Source organism: Moritella sp. 5, from assembly GCF_018219455.1.
Taxonomy (GTDB): domain Bacteria; phylum Pseudomonadota; class Gammaproteobacteria; order Enterobacterales; family Moritellaceae; genus Moritella.
In genome coordinates, this window is record NZ_CP056122.1 from 1,771,739 (window position 1) to 1,797,165 (window position 25,427).

At 44.1% G+C, this 25,427-nt stretch carries 25 protein-coding genes; 3 read left to right on the plus strand and 22 right to left on the minus strand.

Translation table 11 applies throughout. The features are described 5' to 3' along the window. Positions 1 to 43 precede the first annotated feature (43 nt). The 19 genes from nuoG to HWV01_RS08040 form a co-directional block, all read right to left on the minus strand. Positions 44 to 2,491, minus strand: coding sequence for an NADH-quinone oxidoreductase subunit NuoG (gene nuoG, locus HWV01_RS07950; protein ID WP_211674868.1), 2,448 nt, complete (start codon positions 2,489 to 2,491; stop codon positions 44 to 46). Continuing rightward, a complete protein-coding gene (nuoF, locus tag HWV01_RS07955) occupies positions 2,488 to 3,765 on the minus strand; it encodes an NADH-quinone oxidoreductase subunit NuoF (protein ID WP_211674869.1) in 1,278 nt (425 codons plus the stop codon). Before nuoF ends, nuoG begins: the two co-directional genes overlap by 4 nt. Next, the gene (gene nuoE / locus HWV01_RS07960; protein ID WP_211674870.1) at positions 3,762 to 4,415 is read right to left on the minus strand and encodes an NAD(P)H-dependent oxidoreductase subunit E; all 654 of its coding nucleotides are present in this window, start codon (positions 4,413 to 4,415) and stop codon (positions 3,762 to 3,764) included. The genes nuoF and nuoE overlap by 4 nt, the downstream gene beginning before the upstream one ends. Then, the gene (nuoD, locus tag HWV01_RS07965; RefSeq protein WP_211674871.1) at positions 4,412 to 5,629 is read right to left on the minus strand and encodes an NADH dehydrogenase (quinone) subunit D; all 1,218 of its coding nucleotides are present in this window, start codon (positions 5,627 to 5,629) and stop codon (positions 4,412 to 4,414) included. The genes nuoE and nuoD overlap by 4 nt, the downstream gene beginning before the upstream one ends. After that, positions 5,626 to 6,156, minus strand: coding sequence for an NADH-quinone oxidoreductase subunit C (locus tag HWV01_RS07970; protein ID WP_211674872.1), 531 nt, complete (start codon positions 6,154 to 6,156; stop codon positions 5,626 to 5,628). Before HWV01_RS07970 ends, nuoD begins: the two co-directional genes overlap by 4 nt. Next, a complete protein-coding gene (locus HWV01_RS07975; protein ID WP_211674873.1) occupies positions 6,153 to 6,677 on the minus strand; it encodes an NADH-quinone oxidoreductase subunit B family protein in 525 nt (174 codons plus the stop codon). Before HWV01_RS07975 ends, HWV01_RS07970 begins: the two co-directional genes overlap by 4 nt. Next, positions 6,665 to 7,027, minus strand: a complete 363-nt coding sequence (locus tag HWV01_RS07980) for an NADH-quinone oxidoreductase subunit A (protein WP_067042797.1) — start codon at positions 7,025 to 7,027, stop codon at positions 6,665 to 6,667. The genes HWV01_RS07975 and HWV01_RS07980 overlap by 13 nt, the downstream gene beginning before the upstream one ends. Before the next feature lie 55 nt (positions 7,028 to 7,082). Next, positions 7,083 to 8,606, minus strand: coding sequence for an NADH-quinone oxidoreductase subunit N (locus HWV01_RS07985; protein WP_211674874.1), 1,524 nt, complete (start codon positions 8,604 to 8,606; stop codon positions 7,083 to 7,085). Then, a complete protein-coding gene (locus HWV01_RS07990) occupies positions 8,603 to 10,105 on the minus strand; it encodes an NADH-quinone oxidoreductase subunit M (RefSeq protein ID WP_211674875.1) in 1,503 nt (500 codons plus the stop codon). The genes HWV01_RS07985 and HWV01_RS07990 overlap by 4 nt, the downstream gene beginning before the upstream one ends. Beyond that, positions 10,102 to 11,889 (minus strand): Na(+)/H(+) antiporter subunit D, encoded by a 1,788-nt coding sequence (locus tag HWV01_RS07995; RefSeq protein ID WP_249185477.1) that lies wholly within the window; start codon positions 11,887 to 11,889, stop codon positions 10,102 to 10,104. The genes HWV01_RS07990 and HWV01_RS07995 overlap by 4 nt, the downstream gene beginning before the upstream one ends. Next, the gene (locus HWV01_RS08000; RefSeq protein ID WP_211674876.1) at positions 11,882 to 12,136 is read right to left on the minus strand and encodes a hypothetical protein; all 255 of its coding nucleotides are present in this window, start codon (positions 12,134 to 12,136) and stop codon (positions 11,882 to 11,884) included. The genes HWV01_RS07995 and HWV01_RS08000 overlap by 8 nt, the downstream gene beginning before the upstream one ends. Further along, entirely contained in the window at positions 12,133 to 13,674 is a 1,542-nt protein-coding gene (locus tag HWV01_RS08005) for a monovalent cation/H+ antiporter subunit D family protein (protein ID WP_249185478.1), read from the minus strand. Before HWV01_RS08005 ends, HWV01_RS08000 begins: the two co-directional genes overlap by 4 nt. An 11-nt stretch (positions 13,675 to 13,685) precedes the next feature. After that, positions 13,686 to 13,988 (minus strand): NADH-quinone oxidoreductase subunit NuoK, encoded by a 303-nt coding sequence (nuoK, locus tag HWV01_RS08010; RefSeq protein WP_211674877.1) that lies wholly within the window; start codon positions 13,986 to 13,988, stop codon positions 13,686 to 13,688. Then, positions 13,985 to 14,545, minus strand: a complete 561-nt coding sequence (locus tag HWV01_RS08015; RefSeq protein WP_211674878.1) for an NADH-quinone oxidoreductase subunit J — start codon at positions 14,543 to 14,545, stop codon at positions 13,985 to 13,987. The genes nuoK and HWV01_RS08015 overlap by 4 nt, the downstream gene beginning before the upstream one ends. Before the next feature lie 17 nt (positions 14,546 to 14,562). Next, positions 14,563 to 15,138, minus strand: a complete 576-nt coding sequence (locus tag HWV01_RS08020; protein ID WP_211674879.1) for a 4Fe-4S dicluster domain-containing protein — start codon at positions 15,136 to 15,138, stop codon at positions 14,563 to 14,565. 63 nt (positions 15,139 to 15,201) lie between these two features. Beyond that, positions 15,202 to 16,188, minus strand: coding sequence for an NADH-quinone oxidoreductase subunit NuoH (nuoH, locus tag HWV01_RS08025; protein WP_211674880.1), 987 nt, complete (start codon positions 16,186 to 16,188; stop codon positions 15,202 to 15,204). A gap of 163 nt (positions 16,189 to 16,351) precedes the next feature. Continuing rightward, positions 16,352 to 17,689, minus strand: coding sequence for a hypothetical protein (locus tag HWV01_RS08030; RefSeq protein ID WP_211674881.1), 1,338 nt, complete (start codon positions 17,687 to 17,689; stop codon positions 16,352 to 16,354). A 234-nt stretch (positions 17,690 to 17,923) separates the two neighbouring features. Beyond that, entirely contained in the window at positions 17,924 to 18,487 is a 564-nt protein-coding gene (locus HWV01_RS08035; RefSeq protein ID WP_211674882.1) for a redoxin family protein, read from the minus strand. Between the two features lie 64 nt (positions 18,488 to 18,551). Continuing rightward, the gene (locus tag HWV01_RS08040) at positions 18,552 to 19,304 is read right to left on the minus strand and encodes a hypothetical protein (RefSeq protein WP_211674883.1); all 753 of its coding nucleotides are present in this window, start codon (positions 19,302 to 19,304) and stop codon (positions 18,552 to 18,554) included. A 145-nt stretch (positions 19,305 to 19,449) separates the two neighbouring features. On the opposite strand from HWV01_RS08040, the gene HWV01_RS08045 reads away from it, so the two are divergent. Further along, complete coding sequence (locus tag HWV01_RS08045; protein ID WP_249185479.1) at positions 19,450 to 19,998, plus strand: MarR family winged helix-turn-helix transcriptional regulator; 549 nt, start codon at positions 19,450 to 19,452, stop codon at positions 19,996 to 19,998. A gap of 66 nt (positions 19,999 to 20,064) precedes the next feature. Here HWV01_RS08045 and HWV01_RS08050 read toward each other — a convergent pair whose 3' ends face one another. The 3 genes from HWV01_RS08050 to HWV01_RS08060 form a co-directional block, all read right to left on the minus strand. Next, positions 20,065 to 20,814, minus strand: a complete 750-nt coding sequence (locus HWV01_RS08050) for a pirin family protein (protein ID WP_211674885.1) — start codon at positions 20,812 to 20,814, stop codon at positions 20,065 to 20,067. Positions 20,815 to 20,829: 15 nt separating this feature from the next. Further along, the gene (locus HWV01_RS08055; protein WP_211674886.1) at positions 20,830 to 21,801 is read right to left on the minus strand and encodes a glutathione S-transferase family protein; all 972 of its coding nucleotides are present in this window, start codon (positions 21,799 to 21,801) and stop codon (positions 20,830 to 20,832) included. Positions 21,802 to 21,877: 76 nt separating this feature from the next. Beyond that, positions 21,878 to 22,324: a DoxX family protein gene (locus tag HWV01_RS08060; RefSeq protein WP_211674887.1), complete on the minus strand. Its 447-nt coding sequence runs from the start codon at positions 22,322 to 22,324 to the stop codon at positions 21,878 to 21,880. 193 nt (positions 22,325 to 22,517) lie between these two features. Here HWV01_RS08060 and HWV01_RS08065 point away from each other — a divergent pair, with 193 nt between their 5' ends. Then, complete coding sequence (locus tag HWV01_RS08065) at positions 22,518 to 23,414, plus strand: LysR substrate-binding domain-containing protein (protein ID WP_211674888.1); 897 nt, start codon at positions 22,518 to 22,520, stop codon at positions 23,412 to 23,414. A gap of 621 nt (positions 23,415 to 24,035) precedes the next feature. Then, the gene (locus tag HWV01_RS08070; RefSeq protein ID WP_211674889.1) at positions 24,036 to 24,971 is read left to right on the plus strand and encodes an alpha/beta hydrolase; all 936 of its coding nucleotides are present in this window, start codon (positions 24,036 to 24,038) and stop codon (positions 24,969 to 24,971) included. Positions 24,972 to 25,427: the final 456 nt, after the last annotated feature.

The following is a 25,427-nucleotide window of genomic DNA, read 5'->3' on the forward strand; positions in this document are numbered from 1 at the left end:
TGACAAAAAGTCACTATGCCTGTTCATTCCCTGTGCAAATTTATCAGTCCTCATTAGCCTCGTTCGAAACCTTAATCTCTACCTCCACTACACAAGGATACTCCGTCGCTGTGATGATTTTATTCGCTGGGGAGCTTAACTGAGCTTCAGGTATAAACAGCAGCTTGTCAGGGAATGAGCGGTTTATTTTGAGCTGTGCTGTATGTGAAGAGTTGCCGCGGGTGATCGTCACCTCATAATTCTGCTGTTCGTCATAATCTACACCGGGGTTCATTTCTACATACGTGTTATGGCCGAGCCCGGAAAGATTTTTTGATTGGGTGGTAAGTTTGCCGGAGCGAAATTGGCTGTCACCAGTGATCAAGATATAACCTACTAAAGCAAGATAATCGACCTGTGGGACTTTAATCGCTGGGACTTTAACTTCTGGAGTGGTGAGAGCTGCGCTCGTTGTTGGTGGCTCTGTTGTTAAACCATAGTCATCGAGCTCTGGACCAAAAATAAAGTCCTCTTTGAGCGTTTGATAACCGTCTATTTCCTGTTTAATTTGACTGAATATTTGCTTAACTTTACTTGAGCCAATATCCACCCCCAATGAGTTGGCGAGCTGAGCAAAAACAGTTGCACTTGGTAATATATCTTGGGCTGGAGGTCGGATTGCTCTGACTTTTTGTACTCTTGCTTCATTGTTGGTATAAGTGCCATTATCTTCCCCGTATGAAGGCGCGGGTAAAATAACCATAGCCTGCTGTGCGCTGGCGTTCATAAAGGCCGTTTGTACAATGAGGCAGGGGGTATTTAAGGCAGCTTGTTCCAATGGGTCCCCTACAGAACAGTTAGCGAGTGGGTCAGTTCCGACCACATAAAACATATCTGGCACATTGTTTGGATGATTGTTCTGCAAGTCTGGCAGGCAGCCCATGTGCCACAGACCAAGCTGATTGGGCCGGTCAAACAAGAATTGTACAAACACTTGCTTGCCTTGTTGTTGCAGACGCTGTGTGGTTTTTTCGATCCATAATAAACAGTCTTTGGTCTGTTTCCCCCGCATAAACTCGGTGCCTATTAATAGGGTGATTGAATTAGCCTGTTCCAGAATAACTTTACCTGCGCTAACAAAATCAGCCATTTCCCTATCATCTGATACCGCTAGGTCTGAAATCAGAGCTGTCAATAACCTCGCTTCATTACCAGGCTGTAAACGCAATTTTTCAGTGGCAATATCATCTAAAGCACTGGGTCTAGAGCTTGCCAATAATAAGTGATTATGATTGTCCCGCTTGTGTTGTCGGACGAGGTAACTCGACACTGGATTTTCATCACAGATGTTACCGCCTAATAAAAACACACAGTCGCTTTTTAGGATTTCAGCCAGTGGTTGGCGACTATAGGTATGGGTGAGCAGGTTGTTCAGAATGTCATTGGTTTCCGGTTGCAGGTTCAGGCCTGAGAATCGACAACTAGCATGGATGTCAGACGATTGAAAAACCTTCCGCATTAGTTTTTGAAACATAAAAGCGGTTTCATTGGTTTGGCGTGGTGAGATCAGACCTTTAATATGACCGTTATTACTGAGAGTATTCAGAGTCTTGTTGATGATGAAATCTAACGCTTCGGACCAACTCACAGGTGTCATGACATCATGTTTACGCAGCATAGGTTGGGTGATGCGTTCACCTCCGTCGATAAAATCAAACCCAAAGCGGCCTTTCGCACACAGCAGTTCACCGTTGATGCCCGTTTCGTATTGGCTTTTTACCCGCGCAAGTTTACCTTTACGGGTTTCTATGGTCATACTACAGCCAGTACCACACATGCCACAGGTGGTTTCAACTTTCTCAAGATCCCAAGGGCGAGCTTTATAACGGTATGGCGTACTCATCAGCGCCCCCACCGGACAGACTTCGATGCAGTTGCCGCAATGACTGCAATCTTTCAAACTGTTACCGACACCGGTAATCTCTGAATCTAACCCGCGCTCCATAGTGCCGAGTGCCACATCACCGACCACTTCTTCACAAACCCGGACACAACGTTGACACTGGATACAGCGATTGGCATTAAAGGTGATGACATTATTCAGTTCAATATCGTCGATTCTAAATACGCGTTTTGGATCTGCAAGCCTTGAATCTCCTTTGCCATATTCAAACACCGTATCCTGCAGTTCACATTCGCCACTTTTGTCACAGACCGGGCAATCTAGTGGGTGATTAGCCAGCAGGATCTCCAACATATCTTCGCGGCTGGTAACCACTTTTTGCGAATGGGTGAGTACTGCCATGCCTTCAGATACGACGGTGGCGCAAGCGGGTTCTAGTTTTGGTCTGCCTTCGATTTCTATCAGACACATGCGGCAACTGGCTAAGATGGACAGCCTATCTTGATAACAGAATGTTGGGATTTCAACAGTGCTGGCGCGTGCCGCGTTAAGAATCGTGGTGCCTTCTTCTACTTCAATCTCCTGACCATTGATTTTGAACTTGATCATAAGCGTGTCCTGTCGCGCACAGGGATGGTTTGTTGGGTGATAAGGGCGTCGTACTCATGGCTAAAATGTTTCAGGGTGGCTCCTATTGCCCATGATGCACCGACACCCAGCGCGCAGAAGCTATTGTTAAATATACCGCCGCATAATACTTGTAATTGCTCTAGATCTCCTGGGCGACCTTGTCCAGACTCTATGCGGTTAAGAATCTTACTGGCCCAGTGCAGACCTTCTCGGCAAGGTGTACATTTACCGCAGCTTTCATGAGAGAAAAATTCGGCTATCCGTCTGCCAATGACTGGAATCGAGGTAGTCTCATCCAGTGCGATTACTGCAGCTGAGCCCATCATGCTGTCGGCAGCCGCCAAATCGGCAAAGTTCATCTTCACATCAAGTCCTGCTAAAGGAATCATGGGTGCTGATAATCCACCTGGTATCACCGCTTTAAGTTGTCCGGTCAAAGGGCCTCCACCATAGTCAAAAACCAACTCACGCAGCGAAAGTCCCATTGGTAACTCGTAGATCCCTGGATTCTGTAAGCGTCCGCTAAGACCAAATAGACGTGGACCGGGTGCATCTTCAGGCCCGATGGCGGTAAACCAGTCAACGCCACGGGCAAAAATATGTGCGACACAGGCCAAGGTTTCGACGTTATTGACCACGGTTGGACAGCCATAAAGACCTGATACTGCGGGGAAAGGCGGTTTTAATTTGGGTTGTCCACGCTTGCCTTCAATTGATTCCAGCAGTGCCGTTTCTTCACCGCAGATATAAGCACCAGCACCTTTGTGGATATAGATATCGAGACAAAAACGAGAACCAAAGATATTTTTTCCAAGGTAACCTCTGGCGTAAGCGGCTTTGATCGCTTGTGATATTTTTTCAATTGATAAACCATATTCACCTCGAATATAGATATAAGCTACCTGAGATTGAATCGCGTAAGCCGCAATAATCATACCTTCAATTACCCGGTGTGGGTCTCGTTCCATAAGCAGTCGGTCTTTGAAGGTACCGGGTTCACCTTCATCGGCGTTACAACACAGATAATGGATTTTGCCATCGCTTTTTGGCACGAAGCTCCATTTCATGCCAGTAGGAAAGCCAGCGCCGCCGCGACCGCGTAGATTGGATGTTTTGATTGTTTCGATCACCTGATCGGGGGAATAGTCACTCAGGACTTGTTTTAATCCCTGATAACCACCGTTTTTTTCATAAAATTCGATATCAGTAGAGTCTGGATGAGTGATATGTTTTAACAATACTAATTCGCTCATGACTCTGGCCCTGCTGTTGGCTCACTCTTGGTCAACGACTCTGTATTTTCTGAAAACTGTTTATTCGCTAACGGCTGTTCATTTGCTAAGGGCTCATTATTTGCGGACGACGTATTCTGCGTTAACGACAATATATCTGTTGCTAAGGATTCGGTTTCTGCCTGTGTTAATTGATCGAGTAATTGGTCTATGCTCTGTTTGGATAGTTTGGTGTGATAGGTTTCATTAACCATCATGGCGGGAGCGACATCACAAGAGCCGATACATTCCACTGTACTCAGGGTAAAAAGACCGTCTTTGCTGGTATCTCCTTGGCTAATGCCGAGTCGGGTTTGTAGGTGTTCGAGCATGTCATACGCGCCACGTAACATGCACGGGACGTTGGTACAGATCTGCAGGTGACATTTACCGATGTTTTTATTTTTATACAGGGTATAGAAACTGGCCAATTCAAACACCCAGATCTCCGGTACGTCTAAGATCTCTGAGATTGCCAGATAGGCTGTTTCGTCGATAAAACCATATTTCTCCTGAGCCAGATAAAGCGCTGGCATGATCGCGCTGCGCTGGGTGGGATAGCGTTTTACAATGTCTGCGATAGGGGCGGTAAGATCGGCTATGATAGCTTGTTTGGAATATTCTGCGGTCATTTGTCGACCTCCTTCATCACCGGGTCGAGTGAACCTATCATGGCGATCACATCGGCCAGATATTTCAGATTAGTGGTGCGGTCGGTCAGCGCCTGTAGGTTGACAAAAGAGGGCGCTCTGATTTTGACTCTGAACGGTTTTTCAGAGCCATCACTGACGATGTAAAAACCAAGTTCCCCTTTTGGCGCTTCGATGGCGGTATAAACCTCGCCTTTGGGTACTTTGAAACCTTCGGCAGCCAGTTTAAAATGATGTATATGAGCTTCCATAGAATGAGCCAGCAGGTCTTTATTGACTGGAAAGGCGATCTTAGGGTCATCGAGTAAAAATGGACCCGGCTGCATTTGTGCAACACATTGGCGGATCATTTTCAGGCTTTCGTGCATTTCGTCGACCCGGCATTTCCAACGGTCATAACAGTCGCCATCGGTGCGTACGATAACGTTAAAATCGAGCCTGTCGTAAATCTCGTAAGGGGCATCTCGGCGGATATCCCAGTCCACACCGGAAGCCCGCAAGCAGGGGCCACTAAGGCCGAGGGCGATTGCATCTTCCCCTGTGATGTTGCCGACATTTTCTACCCGAGCAAGAAATACGCGGTTGTTTCCCACCAGATTTTCATAATCAGAAATGCTGTTTTCGAAGATGTCACAAAATTCAATAATACGTTCGGCACAGCCATCAGGCAGGTCTTCTCTTACACCACCAACTCGGCAGAAGGAGGTGTGCATACGTGCGCCGCTGATCATCTCCATCAGGTCCATGATCATTTCTCGGTCACGCATGGTATAGAGCAAGGTTGTTATTGCACCAACGTCCATCGGTAGCGCGCCAGTGATCAGTAAATGCCCAGAGATCCGAGACAGTTCTGCCATTAATACCCGGATATATTGCGCCCGTTCCGGCGCTTTGATATCAAGTAGGGATTCTACCGCCAGCGCATAGCCTAGATTATTGGAGGGTTGGCAAAGATAGTCCAACCGATCGGTGAGCGGAAAGATCTGGGTATAAGTGAAACTTTCACACAGCTTTTCGGTACCTCTGTGTAATAGGCCAATGTGTGGTTCAATGCGTTTTACAATTTCACCGTCCATTTGTAGTAACAGACGTAATACCCCATGGGTACTGGGATGCTGTGGCCCAAGGTTCATCAATACTTCGCGGCTTAAGCCATGTTCTTGTTTGCTTTCGTGGATGATATTGACATCAGTCATAGAATATCTCCGACGGGCCCCTGTGTGGTGGTCGGTCTCTCTTCACCAAATGGATTATATTTATCTTTGTAACCGCGCAGCGGAAAATCACGACGCATGGGCCACCCTTCAAAGTCTTGCCACATATAGATCCGGCGCAAGTCTGGGTGACCTTCGAAGACGATACCAAACATGTCATATGCTTCCCGTTCATGCCAGTTAGCAGTGGTCCAGAGGTGGGTGATGGTCGGTACTTTGGGTGGGTCATCTAGCGGACATTTTATGCGTACTCGCCAGCCCAGTGAAATTGAATAAAGGTGATAGACAAGTTGATAGCGTGGGGTATCTGGGTAAAAATCAATACCGCCAATATCAGCCATAAAATTAAATTTGAATGCGTCGTCGTCGCGCAGAAATAAACACAGTTCCACTAGGTTTTGCGGGCTGACGATGACACAGGGCATATCGATGACGTTTGGATCTATGCTGATGCGGCCGTTGAAATTATCGATGAGCTTGTTAAGTGGAAACTGGCTCGGCATGATCATATATTCTCTTTCTCAAAGGCTGGCGGCGGGGAGGCTTGTTCTTGAGCTTGCTTAGACTGACGGCTACCGGTGATCTGTTCTTGTAGTAGTACCATGGCATGTAAGAGTGCATCGGGGCGAGGCGGACACCCGGCTACATGAACATCAACTGGGACAAAAAGGTCTGAACCTTGCACCACAGAATAGGTATTGTAAACACCACCTGAGATGGCGCAGGTACCCATGGCAATCACATACCTTGGCTCTGGCATTTGATCATAAAGACGCCTGATAATTGGTGCCATTTTTTTGGTCACAGTTCCAGCGATGATCATCACGTCAGACTGGCGGGGAGAGGAGCGGAAAACGACACCAAAACGGTCAAGATCATATCTAGCACAGCCGGCCGCTATCATTTCTATGGCGCAGCAGGCAATGCCAAAGGTTTCCGGCCACAGGGATGATTTTCGACTCCAATTGATAATGCTATCGGAAGTGGTAAAAAGTACATTATCTTTGTATCGTTCTGTCAAACTTCCCATTCTAAGGCACCTTTTATCCAAGCGTAGATAAATCCAACCAACAGCATCATGATAAAAATAAACATTTCGATGTAACCAAACAAGCCGAGGTCTGCCAGCACCATCGCCCAGGGGAACAGAAACATGGTTTCTACATCAAATACGACAAACAGAATGGCAATCACAAAATACTGTACTTTAAATAATCCAGCTGATGCTTCCCCAACATGGTCTATGCCGCATTCATAGGGCCGATTCTTTTCTGGATAGGGATTGTCTGGCCTGAGCAGGCGGGAGACGGTCAGGATAAATGCGGCCAGTGTAACGACAACCGCAACCATCAAAAACACCGGTAAAAAATCAATAGGCATTTACTCTGCTCTCCTACAACTAGGCTCTTTTTAACTGTAGTCTTGTTTTGGGGTTTTATCCAAGGCCAAGAGGCATTGAATTGGTGACAAAACCAAGGAACCAGGCGGGTAACACCCCAGTCAGTAAGGTGCCTATTGTGGCGATTAACAAAACAATGCGTATGGATGGGGTAAGCTGTATCTCGGCCGCTTGTGTTAGTACTGGTGCTGGTGGCTGTACATACATCAACATGATGATTCGAATGTAAAACCAGGCCGCGACGGCGCTCAACAGCACGGCGATCACAGCCAATATCACATGACCTGTATCTATAAGCGCTGTTAGCACATAAAACTTGGCAAAAAACCCACCGGTTGGCGGAATTCCAGCCAGAGAAAATAAAAAAATCAGACTCATAAATGCCAGACCGGGATGGTTTTTTGCCAGCCCCGAAAAATCTTCGATTGGCTCACCGAGGGTCACCCCTTTATTTAAGAGAATGATGACGGCAAAAATACCGATTGTCATAAACGTATAAATCAGCAGATAAAGCATGATACTTGCCATCCCGTCTCTGCCACCAGCCACTAGGCCCAGCATCAAAAAACCAGCGTGAGCAATACTGGAATAAGCCAGCATGCGTTTGATATTTGTTTGTGCTAGAGCCACAAAGCTGCCCAGCGTCATTGTTAGCACTGCAATACCTACAATGTTTAAAATCCAAATGGGTTGTAGTACTGAAAGGTCCTGCATGAAAATGCGCATGATAACGGCAAATGCGGCCGCTTTGGAGGCCACCGACATATAAGCGGTGATCGGTGACGGTGCACCTTCATAAATGTCTGGTACCCACATGTGGAAGGGGACTGCACCGACTTTAAATAACAGACCAACCAGCATAAACAAGGTCGCGAGGATCAACATCGGGTCGGACAAGTCCAAGGTAGACAGCGCTACAGCCATATCGTTGAGGTTAGTAGTGCCGGTAAGACCATAAAATAAAGACATGCCGTAAAGGATAATACCGGACGAGAAAGCACCAAGAATGATGTATTTTAAAGACGCTTCATTAGATCTTAGGTCAGTCTTGAGGAAGCCCGTTAACACATAAATCGAGAGCGCCTGCAGTTCCAGACCGATATAGATAAGCAGTAGATCGGTGCTGGATACCATGATCATCGTACCCAAAAGTGCAAACAGCAGTAAGGCATAATATTCACCCTGGAACACACCGTCCTTGATTAGCCCGTTATTGGGCCGATAGTTACCTGACATAAGCACGGTTAACGTGGTGCCAAGATAAAGGATAACTTTGAAAAAAGTGGAAAATCCATCAACGACGAACATACCGGCATAAGCTGTTTGCGGAAAGTCGGATAGGGCATAGCTCATACAGGCAGCAAGTAAAATCATGAATACCGAAACACCTGCCAGCAATTGATTCTGGCGAGGGTGTGGCACCAGCGATAACATCAACGCCACACAGGCACCGATAATGATGATAATTTCTGGCCCACTTGCCAATACTGATTGGCTGATAGCCGTTAGATCTACAGTAGCTAAGTCAGCAGCTGTTTGTTTTTCTGCGATGTCGCTCATAAGCCTGCTCCTACTGTTTGCTCAAGCAGATGTTTTAGAGTTGGCTGCAGAATACTGAGGAAGGGTTTAGGATAAAATCCAAGCCAGAACACAAAGAGCAGGAGCGGCAGTGCGCAGCAAAGCTCTCGCACATTAAGATCCCACATCTTGGCTGCACCAGGAATACGGACTGGTCCCAATAGCATTTGACGATAAATGCCTAACAGGTAAGCTGCGCCGAGCAAAGCCCCTAACACACCAGCAGTCGCGGCCCAGTTATTGACGCCAAAAGTCCCTGACAGCACCAGTATTTCGCCAATAAATCCGTTAGTACCGGGTACGGCCATGGAAGACAGCAAGAATATCGCAAAAAATATGCCGTAAAAGGGGATGGTCTTAAGTAAACCGCCATAAGCCGGAATATCCCGTGAATGGGTGCGCTCATACACTAGGCCAATAAACAGGAACAAGGCACCCGTGGTAATGCCATGGTTAAACATTTGGATCACGGCTCCGGTTGTGCCATTGGTCGTGAACGTAAAAAGCCCCAAAGTGATAAATCCCATGTGGCTGATACTAGAATACGCGATCAGTTTTTTGATGTCCTGCTGCGCTAATGCGAGGAAGCCCCCATAGACAATTGCGACGGCCGACAACCCTTGTATTAGCGGGGCAAAATAATGGGAAGCATCGGGTAACATTGGCAACGAAAAACGAATGAAACCGTATGCGCCCATTTTTAGCAGCACCCCGGCCAGAATAATACTGCCCGCGGTGGGGGCTTGTACGTGGGCATCCGGTAGCCAAGTATGGAATGGGACCATAGGCACCTTGACCGCAAATGCGATCAGAAACGCGATAAAGACCCAGCGCTGCAGCTCAAAGTCATATGATACATCCATTAATACCAAGATATCGAAGGTTCGCCCACCTTCGAAATACAGCACCAATATCCCGACCAGAAAAATCAGACTGCCAGCGAGGGTATAAAGGAAAAATTTAAACGCGGCATAGATGCGATCTTCGCCACCCCAGATACCTATCATCAGATACATGGGGACTAACATCGCTTCCCAAAATACATAAAATAACAGCAGATCTAACGCGCAGAAAACCCCAAGCATCAGGCTCTGAATTGCCAGCAGACAGATCATAAATTCTTTGAGGCGTTTATCAATGGCGTTCCAGGACGCCAACACACAGATCCAGCCGAGCAGGGATGTTAAGAATAGAAATAAAACACTGACTCCATCAATACCTAATTTATAGGTGATGCCCAGAGAGGGTACCCAAGGTTTACTCTCCACAAATTGCATTTGGGCGGTGCTATTATCAAAAATGACCAGCAACCAAGCGGCAATGAGGAAATCGACAAACAATATGGTCAACGTAAACCAGCGCACTGCGTTTTTACCTGATAGGAAGGGCACGCATAATGCGCCTATTGCAGGCAAAAATATCAGTATGCTTAATATCGGTACATTTTCTATGAATAAACTGGTCATCAAGGAGTCTGTCATAAGCCCTCATTCCCAGTCAGCATATAAACGGCGATCACTAAACACAGGCCAATCGCCATCACAAGGGCATAATGGGAAACAATGCCGGTTTGCAGGCGGCGCAACAAGTTACCGCTTTTCATTGCCGTTTTCGCCACGCCGTTAACCGCGCCGTCAACAACATGAGTATCGACTGTCTGGCTATGCTTGGACAATCGATGCAGGGTATTGAGGATAACGCCATCACCCAGCGTGATGACTCTTTGTTCCCACAGAGCAACGGGTTTATTCGCCAGCCACATAAAGACAGCTGCCCCGCGCCGGTAAAACCAGTCTGTATCGATGCTGATGGTATTCTTGGGATTGAGGTATTTAAATAACAGTACAAAAGCCAATAGGGTGAACATCAGTATACCGAGACTTTCGGTGATATGTGCACCTGTATAGGGTTCAAATTCAACAGCATAAGGCAGCGTGTTATAAAGCTGAGCAGGAAAGAGTCCGATGCCAATGCAGAAGCATGCGGCAATGCCCATGGCCACTAACATATTGATTGGTGGCTCCTTGGGGCGGAGGCCGGAATCCTTACCAAAAAACATATAATAAGGTAGCTTAAGCCCAGTCGACAGGAAGGTACCGGAAGAAGCTAACATAAGTAACAGCGTGGCAGTCGCATGATGATCCCCAGCGGCCGCGGCGATGACCATACTTTTACTGACGAAACCACTGAAGAAAGGAAAGCCTGCGATAGCAAATGCGCCAACCATGTAAAACGCTACCGTCCAGGGCATCGTTCGGTAAAGGCCGCCGAGTTCGGTGAGCTTATGTTTGCCTGTCATATGAATGACAGCGCCAGCTCCCATAAATAATAGGCCTTTATAGATAATATGTGCGAAGGCATGGGAAGAACTACCGTTCAGGGCCATTTCGGTGCCGATACCGATGCCTGCGACCATGTAACCGACCTGGCTGACAATATGATAGCTCAGCAGGCGACGGCAATCATTTTCCAGCATCGCGAATATCACTCCATAAAGTGCCATGAAAACCCCAAAACCGATCAGAACTTCTGCGCCGGGGTAGGCGCGGATCATCACATAAACAGCAGTTTTAGTGGTAAAGGCACTTAAAAATACAGCACCAGTCACTGTCGCCTCGGGATAAGCATCGGTGAGCCAGGCATTTAACGGTGGAACCGCGGCGTTTATCATAAAGGCGATCAAGATCAGGGTATAGGCTATACCACCTTGTTGTGCGCCATCGATTGGCCCAAACAAGTAAGACCCGGTTTCAAGGCCATGTAGTACAATACCGGCAAACAGTAACACCCCGCCGGTGACATGCACCATTAGATAACGGAAGCCTGCTTTTACGGCCGGATCTTCCCGAGTGGCAAAGATCAGGTAAGCAGAGGCAAATGCCATGATCTCCCAGCCGACTAACAGGGTAAACCAGTCACCTGCGAAGAGTACTAGAAAGGCACTGCCCATATAAAGAAACGCCGCCACTCTTTGGCCTGTATGACTGATATGCAAGCTATAAATGTTGCCGATCAGCGCCGCAATAGCAAACACCCAGCCAAAAAATAGACTCAGTTTGTCAACTTTGAACATGACCAATGAAATACCGGCAAAGTCAATTTCGCCGAAGCTCCCCATTTCCATCTGGGTCAGAGAAAAGATCACCAGCAGTGGAATGATGATTGAGTAGGATTTTTGGCTATTGCCTTTAAATAACGCCAGCAGCAGACCGCCTACGAGTAGCAGAACGGCTGGCATCATGGAGAAGGAGAACCATTCAGTCATAATAGTCTTCCTTCTTGGAGATACCGATTTTTTTTCCGATGAATTTACTGACTAATACGATCAAGCCGCAGCCGATAAACCCAAGCAGCGCTCCCCAGCCGGGGATTGTATCCCAAAAGTTATAACCGTGAGGTCTTGCAACCAGAAAATCGGCAATGACGATGCCCACTAAAGTGACGACTAACAGGCGCCAGCGTGTTCTAGTGTATTTTTTGTCACCAAAGAAGTTGACCAGTTTTGCCATCATGGTAGCGATTCTCCTGTGACAAATACGTCTGCGACTAAGATATTGGCTAGGCCTAAAAAATAGTCCGGATAGAGTCCCAGTAGCAAAGATAATAGCGTGGTGATCAGTAAGGGCACTGCGACCATTGGGATCTCGTGAATATCATTGGCCGCCACTAGTGACGGGTCTTTGGATGTTTTTTCCTGCTCAAAAAAGGCTTTATAGGTAACGGGTATAAAATAAGCGGCATTAAGTACAGCGCTAACCAGTAATACGATTAGCAGTGCCATCTGTCCGGCATCGACAGAACCCACTACCAGATACCATTTACTGATAAATCCACCGGTTGGCGGGATGCCAATCATACCGAGGGAGCCGATGAAAAATGCTGCCATGGTGATAGGCAGTCTTTTACCTATGCCGGAAAGATCACTGATCTTCTTGCGGTGGCTGGCACAATAAATAGAGCCAGCACAGAAGAACAGGGTGATTTTTGAAAAGGCATGGGCGGCGATATGGATTATTCCCCCTATGGCAGCCACTGGTGTCAGCATGGCTGCGCCGAGAATGATATAAGAGAGTTGGCTGACGGTGGAGTAGGCCAGTCTTGCTTTCAAATCGTCTCGGGTCAGGGCGTAAATAGAGGCGGTAACTATGGTGAAAGACACCAGATAAGCGGTGATGATGCCAAGACCCAAGGTACTCATCAGCTTGATACCAAACACATGAAAAATCACCCGTAACAGACAGAACACCCCCATCTTGACCACGGCTACCGCGTGCAACAAAGCACTGACTGGTGTGGGCGCAACCATGGCTGCTGGCAGCCAGGCGTGGAACGGCATGATGGCTGATTTGGCAAATCCAAACAGGTAGCAGAAATAGATAATAATCAATAAGCCATCGGCGGCGACGACATTTTTGAACAGGCCTTGGGGTAAGAAATCAAAGCTGCCAGTAAGTTGATAAGTTAGCGCCAGTGCGGCAAGCAAAAAGGATTTTGAGGCCCCCACCAAATAGACGATATATCGTTTACTACCATTCCAGGATGCCTGGTTTTCTTTATGATAAACCAGTGGGTAAGTTATAAGGCTGAGTAGTTCGTAAAAGATCACCAGCGTAAACAGATTAGCGGCAAATGCGCCGCCCACAGCAGCAGATAGCGAGACGGCAAAAGAGGCATAAAATCGGGTCTGATTTTTCTCATTCTGGCTGCGCATATAACCGATGCAATAAATGGCGGCGAATATCCATAATAGGCTGGATACTGTGGCAAATACCATGCCCAGCGCGTCAACCCGAAACGCAAAATTAACCCCTGGCAGGATCTCAAATAAAGTCAGGTCGACAGTATTGCCAGCCAGTATTAATGGCGCCATTGAAATCACGATGATGAACTTTATCACCGCAGCAACAACCGATACCGCATCCCGTGCGTTGGTGCGATTATGCAGGCACAGTATGACGCCCGCAGTGATGAGTGAGACTGTGACGGCTAAAGCCGGCCTTATGGATAATATTAATTCCCAATTCAGTAATTCCATATTGATAAGAGTCATTAATTCCAGTCTCAGCCTTTCAGTATTGTTAGGTCATCTACTTCCAACGTGCGTTTGTTACGCAATAAAGCCACCAGTATGCCGAGTGCAATAGCGACTTCGGCTGCGGTGATCGCAATAATAAAAATAGCCATGATCTGGCCGCGGGGATCGTTCATTTCATACCCGAAGGCGATCAGATTGATATTGACACTGTTGAGCATGAGTTCGAGAGACATCAGCACAATCAAAACATTACGCCGGAGTAATACGCCTGCAGCGCCAATGACAAATAAAATGGCGGCTAATATCAAATACCAAGAGATGGGGATCATTTGGATACCTCCTTTGTAGCCCCTTTTTTGTGTTCGTTACGACCATTACTTTGCGCCAGCACTACCGCGCCGATCAGGGCGACCAGAAGGATGACCGACGCCACCTCGAAAGGCAGCAGAAAATCCCTGAATAAGGTTAAGCTTAGTTGCTTGGTTGGTTCATCGCCAATGATGCTTTGCTGCGTCATCACTGCATGTAGACGGCTGCTTTGGCTGAGTAGGAATAGTAGCTCAGTTGCCAGTGCGAGCAGCGCGACTATAGCCGGTATTGCCCCTTTTTGAATAAAGCGACTGTTATTGATAAACCGACCATGGGCTTCTTTACGTACGTCTAACATCATGATGACGAATAAAAACAGCACCATAATGGCACCAACATAAACAAACAGTTGGATTACCGCAAGAAACGGCGATCCTAGGAGGACAAACAGGGCCGCGATCTGCACAAAACAGGCGACAAGAGACAGGGCACTGTGGATCGGATTTCTGGCGACGACAACCAGCAAGCCAGTGCCGATGGCAACCAAGGCAAGTAATATAAAAAATTGCTGCTCCATTGATTAATCCTTTTTTGTTATTTTTCTCGTTTGAGCAATTGCCACCAGTCGTGGCCTTTTACGTTATCCTGAGTGATGGTTTTTCCTCTACCATTTTTATCCAGCGATGCAGGGATGACTGTTCCTGCCCCTTCTTCAGCTTTGTGTGGCGCAGCGATGAGATCGTCAAGGTGCACGACTAAGGCTTCGGTGGTGGTGCTAGCAACCTCATATTCCTGACCGAGCTTTATAGCGTCAGCCGGGCAGGCATCTTCACACAAACCGCAATAAAGGCAGCGCGACAAATTGATATCAAACACTTTTGGCCGTCGGTTACCTTTTTCATCTTCATAGGGCACCACCGTGATGCAGTCACAGGGACAGATCTTTGCACACAGCTCACAGCCGACACAGTTCACGTCGCCTTCATCGTTGGTTTTCATGAAATGATGCCCACGATGACGATGGTAAGGCCGCCATTTTTCATGGTCAGGATATCTGTGTGTAATCACTCTGGAAAACATATAACGTAATGTCAGCCGCAGTGCGCGCCACAGATCGCTGAAGAATAGCCATCCGATCCAGCTTTGCTTTTGTTGTCGTGTCCTGGCCATATTGGCCTCCTGGTACTTTCGATACCTCATTGCTTATCTCGTTTTCTGGGTAACGAGATGTTCTTAAAACATAAATAATCCGCTGATTAAAATATTGACTAGCGATAGAGGTAAAAGCACCTTCCAGCCAATCGCCATTAACTGATCATAACGGTAACGCGGAAAGGTAAAGCGGAACCACATAAACACCCAGATGAAAAAACCAACTTTGAGTAACAGCCAAACAGTATCTGGTATAAAGGGCGGCGCGCCATGCCAGCCGCCAAAAAACAGCATCACATTGAGGAAGCCTATGATCACGACGCCTAAGTATTCGCTAAGCATGAAAAGGGAAAAACGTATGCCGCTATATTCGGTATGGTAGCCTGCTCCCAAATCGCCTTCAGCCTCTGGCAGATCGAACGGGATCCGCTGGACTTCGGCCAGTCCAGCCACAAAGAATACAAAAAAACCTAAGGGTTGATAGACCACATTCCACATGTCTTTTTGGGCGGTCACTATGTCCATCATATTCATCGAGTTAGCCAGCATCACCACGCCAATGACAGAGAACCCCATGGGGATTTCATAACTGATCATTTGGGCAATCGCTCTGAGGCTGCCGAGTACCGCATATTTACTGTTAGAGGCCCAGCCTGCGAGGATGGTCCCAAAGATGCCGATGCTGCTAACGGCGAGAATAAACAGCAGCCCTACATTCATATTTGACAGGCTGAGCATTAATTCAGTGCCAAAAATGGTTACCGGTTCCCCTAGTGGGATGGCGACAAACACCACAAAAGGCGGCACTAATGCGACAACAGGGGCCATTTTGAACAGGGGTCGATCGGCGGCACTGGGGATATGATCTTCTTTCGTCAGTAGTTTGATGCCGTCGGCTATGGGCTGTAACAAACCGTGCCAGCCAACCCGCATGGGGCCTGGACGTTGTTGGATATGACCCGCAATTTTTCGTTCTAACCAAGTGAGCGGCAAAGGCAGCAGAAGAAGCACTGCCACAACGACGGCAATCTTGAGTAGCATAGGCAGGATTACATATAAGTTTTCCATGCTATAGGGTCTCTGATATCGTATTTTGAAGTAGTTTGGGTATATTTAATTTAAGCGTACTATAAAGGTAGTTCGCGCTTATAACTTAATCAAATATCATTTCGAGGTGAGTACGGTTCGCTTCCTTGCTTACCGTTAGGAGACTATTTTATGACTGGACTATTTAATGCTTGCCCTTATTCCATAATTTCTTTATCTGTTCCGCAAATTCTAACGTTCCAATAAATAACCCGTACTGATTTTCTCCATCTACAGTGTTGATTACAGGTAAAACGTTATCATCATCGATTTTGAATTCTAATTCTAATTTATAATTCACTGCGGAACTGTTACTCGTGATTTCCAGTTGGTTTCCCTTGGCTTCCCATAAACCTTCAAATTCACTATCATCGTTAATTTTAATGGTTAGCGTCTTGTTATTCTTAAAACTAAATTTGGTAATATCTGCTAATGCCAAAGACTCTGTTGGTGATAAATAATACCAAGAATTATCTTGTAATTTACTATCTAGATTATCAACGCTACCAGCAGAACTAAGGGATTCTTGTGTAACTAAATCTAGACCCATACGAGATGTTGAAACTAATGCAACATTATCACTCGCATAATAATATGTATCTATGTAACCAACACCTGGCGCTTTAATGACACTACCTGATGCTGTATAGGAATAAAGATTACGAGAGCCGTTAACATTTAATTCATTATCAATGTATTCTATTGTTAATTCACCATTTTTATAATCCCCTTCATCAGTGAGATGGCTTTCATTTAAGCTACGATTAATAAATTTATTACCGTCAACATAGGCAGCCAGTGAATTGTGGTTAGCCTTTTCTTTGATGAAGTTGTTTTCAATATCTCGAGTTATTTTCACCTCATCTAGTTTATCGCCATAGTTAGCTAATCCATCTACGAAATATCCTAACGCTTGGAGATCATCTTTTAATTTATTGAAATCCGTTTCATCGATTAAAGCTAAATCGGTGATTGTTCTTGCTAAAAGGTGTGCTTTTTGGGCTTTGTAGTTATCCTCCTCATTTGATTTCAATGCAATGTAATCACCAGAGATAAATTTTTCTTCAATTTTTAGCCAGTCAGCTAACATTTGAACTTTAATGCTATTCGTGTACATTATCGTTGTAAATGGCGTTATAATGGTGCTGCCAGCAGGAGCAAATAAAGTATAACTTTTTCTGGCTACTCCGATTTTATCACTATCAAATGAAATTCCCTCATCGATCCTTGCAATTAAGGGGTATTGGAGAGATGTTTCATTCGTATTTAATTTACCGTTACTGTTAGTTGTACCGAGCAGATTACTTCGGTCTTCATTACAAGATTCTGTTTTTTCAGCGCTGCATATTAGAGCACTTCCTAAATACCCACTCATCGCTGTGATTTCTGTTTGTGAATAGCTCTCATTGGTATCTAAATTACAACCCATAAGAGTGACCGTTGAAAGGATACTTACAGGGAAAATGGCTCGCTTAAATTTCATAATTAGTTCCAGTTAGGTTGATTTCTGGCAGCAATATACCGATACAGAGCTACAAGGACAATTCAACCTATGTAAAGAAAATGAAATGTTATGTAAGTAGGATAATGAACATGGAATATGCCATTTAAATAGCGAACATAATTAACGGTTATTAGCGCTATATAAGATACTAAAAGGTAGGCTGGAGTGGGTCATCATAAAGCGCTTAAGACTCAGTTCTTAGGCGCATAGGCATTAAATATAGCAGCCGTTATCATCACATTTATTTTCAGATGAATCTAAAGTCGACTCTTCCTTTTCAGTAGTACTGGTAAGTGCAGCTGCTTCTGAGACGAGTTCACTAATCAGTTTACCAACTTGCATATCATCCATTCGGCCAAAGTGATTTAGCCTTACTCTGCCATTCTTATCGATCAAGATGAGTGTAGGCGTTCCTCTCATTTCATAGCGTTGCATTGTCTTTGGTATATAACCCGTTGAAGCTGGCATATCGATGGCAACTGGAAAAGTAATGCGATATTCATGGATAAATGCTTTTAGTGCGTCAGCTGTCATTACTGCGTGATGTTCAAATACAGTGTGAAGACCAATAACCTTAACGTCTTTATCTGCAAATGTTTCAGCGATCATTTTGGTTTGTGGTATCCCGTGTGACACACAGCCCGGACATAACATTTGAAATGCATGAATAACAACGACAGATCCTTTCATTTTCGATAGGGGTAACGGTGCTGTCGTATTTAGCCAAGTACTCGCTTCAATTTCGGGTGCTATTGGGTATTCGGTGAATATAGACATTCTAATTACCTCATTGATTATGGGATTAATTGATAGGCAAGCGCGCTAACACCTGCCTATTTCTTTATTGATTTACTTTACCGGGTAAACTTAGATCTCCAGAGGCAACGTCCATCACATTGACTACACATAGTAATGGTGCATGAACACTTTGATTAACGCGTAGGCCAGCGGTAACGCCATCATACTTGGTATTGGAAATATCAACGTTAGAATCAAAGGCTACTTTTACTTCAACGGTTTCGTTATTGAAAATAGGATCCCAACCTGGACTATCTAGTAGAATGGGAAGTCCCGGCCATGTCTTAGGCAGTCTTGGCGATGTACCCTCCGGAATATCAACTACTGCCAGCATACCTTTACCGCACTGTTCATTACCTTGTAAGACGACCCAATGGCTGTGCCAAACATCACCATCATTGGCTGGATTATTATCTGAGTTCTCATCGTATAAAGGCGTGTCATCAAAATCGGCATGTGCTGTTACTGCTAAGGCTAATATTCCGGCGTCTTTTTCAAAGCCAACCGTTGCACTATTAAGCGAAGTCGGCCATACATATGAAAACACATTACTCCCCGCTAATTTACCCGACGCAAGTGGTTTACTTGTCCCTGCTTTTTCAGACACTGCCATGTGGAAGGTCGCAATATTTTTGTCGGTCGTTATCTTGGCATGAACGATATCAAAGGTGGCTGGTGTGTTACCCGTAGGGTCGACTTTCGCGTGGATGCCCCCATCATGTGAGCCGCCAGAAAATGCATAAGAGGAGGACAACAGTGCCAAAGAGGCTGTAATAAATAAAGAATGGTGTTTCATAACTTTCTCCAAAATTAGTATTGAGTCAACACTAAGTGTACACGGGCATCTCGCGTTGTCAAATGGTATCGACTCGATACTATGCTTTGGGTTCTAGCTTGTAAATATGGTGTTTATTCGATACTATATATGAATGAGTATATCAATGATCCAACAAACATTAGAGCGGCTTTCTAGCTTGCTACGCAGTGAAAAACGTAATCGCTTGCTTGAATATGGTTTACAGCCCATCCAATTTGAAGCGTTACATTATCTGTCGATATGTAACCGTTATTCAGATACACCAATGGGCGTGACTGATTATTTAAATCAGACCAAGGGTTCAGTCTCTCAAACACTAAAAATACTTGAAAGAAAAGGACTTGTTGAGAAAGTAGCGGATAGTAAAGATAAACGTGTTGCACACCTTAAAGTGACAGAATCTGGCCTAGCGTTGATTAATGGGTTGCAGATCTCACCACTACTGCAACAAGCGAGTGAACAATTTAGTAATAAGAAATTTAATACGATTGACACAGCGCTCCATGATTTGCTATTTGCAGTGCAGTCAGCGAATCAGTTTAAATCTTTTGGTCAATGTCATACTTGTATGCATAATTCTAAACGTGATGAGGGTTATTTTTGTGAGTTGACACAGGAACCACTCTCAATAAATGACATTGATCTTATATGCCGGGAGCATTTACATAAATAAACCAACTATCTTAAAAAGTAGCGATCGTCTGATCGCTATTGCCATTGCTGCAACATAAGCAAAATATCATTGGGCAGGTGCATCAATAATGATGATCTCCGCATCGGATAGCGCTTTGATCGTGATTTCCTTTTGTCTCGTTACTTCTGCACCATCGCCTTTGTTCATCAATATTGCCCTTTGATTATCAATAAGTTCAAACTCTCCACTGGATGTCAAAATATATGCTTGGTGTTCTATTGAGTGAGTAAATTGCGTGCCTTTTTTAATCTTGCCACCATAGATACGTGCAACTTGATTGATAAAGAGTGCGTTATCTTGCTCGCCTGGGTATCCAGAAACGAGTAGGGGGAGCTTAGTATTGTCTGTATGATGAAACGTACCGATATTATTAATCGTATCAGTATTTTCAGAAAACAGTTTGCTGCCCCATCTCGGCTTTACGTTTTGCTTATTCGGTTCAATCCAAATTTGAAATAACGTTAATGGTTCTTTTGTTAAATTGTATTCCGAATGAGTAATACCAGATCCTGCACTCATCACTTGTACTTCGCCTGCGAGGGTCACGCCTTTATTACCTGCATTGTCTTGATGAGTGACCGCTCCGGAGCGTACAAAAGTAATGATCTCCATATTTCGGTGTGGGTGAGCTGGGAACCCTGTTCCTGCCGCAACCCAGTCGTCATTAACCACTCTTAGCACACCAAAGCCCATTCTTTTGGGATTGTAATAATTAGCAAAGCTAAAGTGATGATTGGCTTTTAACCAGCCGTGGTTTGCTTTGCCAATCTGCTGAAAAGGATAGTGTTTTATCATTGTATTTTCCTCCCACTAGACTCTACCTGTTAATCGATTTCTATCATGTGGTGCAGTGAAATCTTGCTGTGGGCCACGCGGGACAATCAAAGTCGGGTTAATGGTGTCATGACTCGCGTAATAATGGATCTTGGTATATTCCAAATCGACTGTGCTTTTGATCCCTTCAAACTGAAATAACTCACGTACATAGTGACTGATATGATGGAATTCACTTAACTTATTGCGATTACACTTAAAGTGACCATGATAAACGGCATCGAAACGCAGCAATGTCGTAAATAATCGCCAATCAGCTTCTGTTAGGTATTCACCCAGTAAATAACGGTGGTTGCTAAGTCGCGCTTCAAGCCAATCTAAACTGGTAAAAAGTGCGTCAAAGGCTTGGTCATATGCTGCTTGAGTCGTGGCAAAGCCTGCACGATAGACACCATTGTTTATCGTGTCATAAATACGTTCGTTAATGGTGTCGATTTCTGGTTGTAAATCAGTTGGGTAATAGTCATCGTGGTTGCCCGTTAGCTCATTAAACGCAGTGTTAAAAATGCGAATTATTTCGCTCGATTCATTGTTCACTATGCTTTGTGTTTTCTTATCCCACAATACTGGTACGGTAACTCGACCTTCATAATCAGGTGCTGCTTTAAGGTAAAGTTGGTACACATAGTCACTTTGATAGAGTGTGTCGCTGTAGTCGTCACTATTAGCACCGAATTCCCAGCCATTGTTCAGCATTTCAGGTTTAACGACGCTGACAGAGATAATGTCTTCGAGTTGCTTCAATTGTCTAAAAATCAAAGTGCGATGCGCCCAAGGACACGCTAACGAAACATACAAATGATAGCGGCCTGCTTCTGCCGGATACCGGCTACCTTCCTCATTTGAAATAGTATCTCTGAAGCGGCTTGCCTGACGTTCAAATTGGCCTTTATTATCTTTGGTTTCGTACCATTGGTCATGCCATTTACCGTTAACGATTAATCCCATGATAATACTCCTAATTTATGTTGTGTTAGCGCCCATCTTCGTTAAGTTTAATACTTGTGTTTCCGAATCGGGTTTATTAACTAAGTTTGCTCACGATAAGGCGATCGATTGATAATTTACCGCCACCTTGCAGCATTATCGACAGACTGATTGCAAACAGTGCTAAGGCAAATTCATAACCGCTGTTGCTCACGAACAGCCCGTTATCGATATGCGTACTAAAAATCGCGACGATCATCGTTAGTGACAATACCAGCGCTGTTGGTCTGGTTAGTAGACCAAGGATAAGCAGTAGGCCGCCAAAAAATTCTGCACTGCCTGCCATCATCGCCATTAAGTAGCCCGGTGCTAGGCCGATAGATTCCATCCATTGACCTGTGCCTTCGAGCCCATAACCACCGAACCAAGCAAACAGTTTTTGCGCGCCGTGAGCGGTAAAAATAATGCCTGCCACTAAACGCAGTGGTAATGCCGAAAAAGTGTTATCTGATGTTAATATTTTCTTAATTGTTGAAGTATTCATGTTGTGCTCTCTTTGATTCGTTAATGTGTTTCTAAGTATGTCTTATAAGTATGTCTTATAAGTGTGTAGCCATTGTATTCGCTTAAATGGATTGGAATAACCGCTGAAATTTGTTTAGTATGTTCAAAATATTTGAACAATTGATGGCGTGTATAAGCGTGACAATAAAATACTAAGAAGAGAGAGGCGATGAATGTATAAATCTCCGATAACGATAGAAGCATTACAGGTGCTTGATACGATTGATCGTCGTGGTAGTTTTGCCGCGGCCGCTGAGCAGTTAAACAAAGTACCCTCGGCGCTCTCTTATATAGTTCAGAAATTAGAAGAACAACTAGCGGTGACTTTGTTTGTGCGTCAGGGTAGGCGGTCGGTATTAACGCCTGCGGGTCGCCACTTACTCGATGAAGGCCGTAAGGTACTTGGTGCTGTGAGTAAACTGACCGAGCAAACACAAACCATCTCCCATGGCTGGGAACCTAAAATAAATATCACATTCGATTCTCTTTTTGACATGCAGCTATTACTTAAACCATTAGCGCTGTTTTTAAATGAGCATCCGAATATCGAAGTAGACATGAATGAAGAAGTAATGAGTGGTTCGTGGGAAGCATTGATTGAAGATCGCACCGATTTGGTTATTGCTGCACCCGAGCCTATACCTAATCAACAAGGCATTAGTGTGACCGCCTTAGGCAATCTGCAGAAAATATTCGTTGTACCTAAAGACCATGAGCTTGTTAATTTTACAGCCCCAGTCAGCAAATCTGAAATTGATAACTACCGGACCGTCGTTGTGCACGACTCGGCAAGAACTGCCATACCTTGGTCAAATAACATTATTGAACAGAGTCGACATTTTTACGTCAATTCAGTTGAACACAAGATCCAAGCCATTATTGCTGGCATTGGCGTAGGCTATCTGCCGCAAGCACGCATTCAATCACACTTAGACTCGGGTGATTTAGTCGAAATTGACCTAGGCGAAAGGGAGCCAGTCTCAGGCATTTACCTTGCTTGGAAAACCGTGAATAAAGGGAAAGGGTTAAAACGATTGAGAGACATTATGCAGCAGCATTTAGGTCATTGATTGCTAAAAAGTACGTTACCTTGCTTGTCTGGCTAGCTAGAAATTAATAGCGCTAATACAGTGTTTTCTGTCTCTGTAGCTGTGTATCTAGCAACGCTGCATAATCTTGTTACGACCAACTTTATTGCTAAGAGAGCAAATCGCCTAACAAGGTTCTGCCCCAAAGTGGCTTAGAACATTTACTCATACTCGATATCATTACATTAATTTGCTATATATTTTGTTATAGATAGATTTTGTTGTTCAATCGTAAACCTAGTTTCATATGCAGCTATAATGGGCTTTATCTTGTTGCACGAAATATTGATTATTTATACTGCCAAACAGTCTTTGTTTTAAATTTAATTAGAAGGTATGCCAGTGAAATATAACAAATTAATTTCATAAATCCATTTGTATGGACCCAAGTAAATAGATTTCTTGTTTACGCTTTTATTTGATATATTACAGATTTTTATATATGCACTTGTAATATAGGTAAGTTTTATATTGTTAATGGAAATTAAATTAAAACAGGATTCACGTTATACGGAATTCCGTATAATAAACAGTTAGGTGATTAGTGCATTCAGCAGCTCTGTTCATCAATAGACTATGGACTTATGGAATACAAAGAACATTATGAAATCATTTTTTATCGTAACACTTTTGGTGTTCACCACTTTCAATTCATTCGCAACACCAATAGAAAAAATTGTGAACATTGAAACTGGTACAGGTAAATTAGAGGGGACTCTACTGACAGATGATTCAAAGGTTTCGAAAACAGTTGCACTAATTATTGCAGGCTCAGGTCCATCCAATAGAGATGGCAATAACCCCACAATGACAAACAACTCTTTAAAAATGTTGGCTGATGAACTTTCAAAACTAGGAATTTCATCGTTAAGGTATGATAAAAGAGGTATTGGTAAAAGTAAAAGCTCAGAGTTAAAGGAAAGTGAACTGCGTTTTGAAAACTATATTAATGATGCTATTAGCTGGATTGAATACCTGAATAATTTAAGTAACTTTAACAAAATAGTTGTTATTGGTCATAGCGAGGGATCTTTAATCGGTATGGTTGCTTCGCAGCAAAAGAATGTAGATAAATTTATATCTATAGCAGGTGCAGGACAACCTATAGATCAAACAATACGAGAACAGTTAAAATCTCAACCGCCTATTGTTATAGAGCAATCAACACCTATCTTAGATAAATTATTGCAAGGTGAAAGAGTTCAAAATATTCCTGCATTTTTAAACTCTTTGTTTCGTCCGAGTGTGCAACCTTATTTGATATCTTGGTTTAAATACAATCCACAAAAAGAAATTGCTAAACTTAATAAGCCTGTATTAATTGTTCAAGGCTCTACAGATATCCAAGTTAGCTTAATGGATGCTGATAAACTTGAAGCAGCAAATATAAAGGCAGATAAAGTTGTAATTCAAAAAATGAATCACATTTTCAAAGAGGCTACTCTTGATAGGCAATCCAACTTTCAAACATACAATCAACCGGAATTACCTATAAAACCTGAGTTAGTTGAAGTCATTGGTGAGTTTGTACATAACTAATTAAAAAATCAACTAACAAGAAAATAAACAAGGACAAAAACAGTTTGTTTTTGCTCCTTAGTTGCTTATTTAAACCAACTATTTTTTGCCTTTTAATGAGGCGTTAATCTCGTTTACCAATAACTTTATGTAATGCGATCTATACCATTTAAAGTTTCAACTCTAAGCCATTTCTGCCCAGCTTTGGCTTAGTGCAATTGCGTTAAGCCAAATTTGCCCCAAAGTGCGTTAGAGCGGTTGCTCATACTCAATATTCTCACATTAATTTGCCATATATTTTGTTATGGATAATTCTGCTGATTAATCACAACTACTGTGATTATATTTAGGCATAATTTGGATTTACAAAGATGGCTAAAATATATTACTTTAACATGCCAAAATATCTAGTTTATCAACTGATAACGACTACTAATATGTTGATTTTTAGATGTGAGTTGTACTTTGATAAAATTT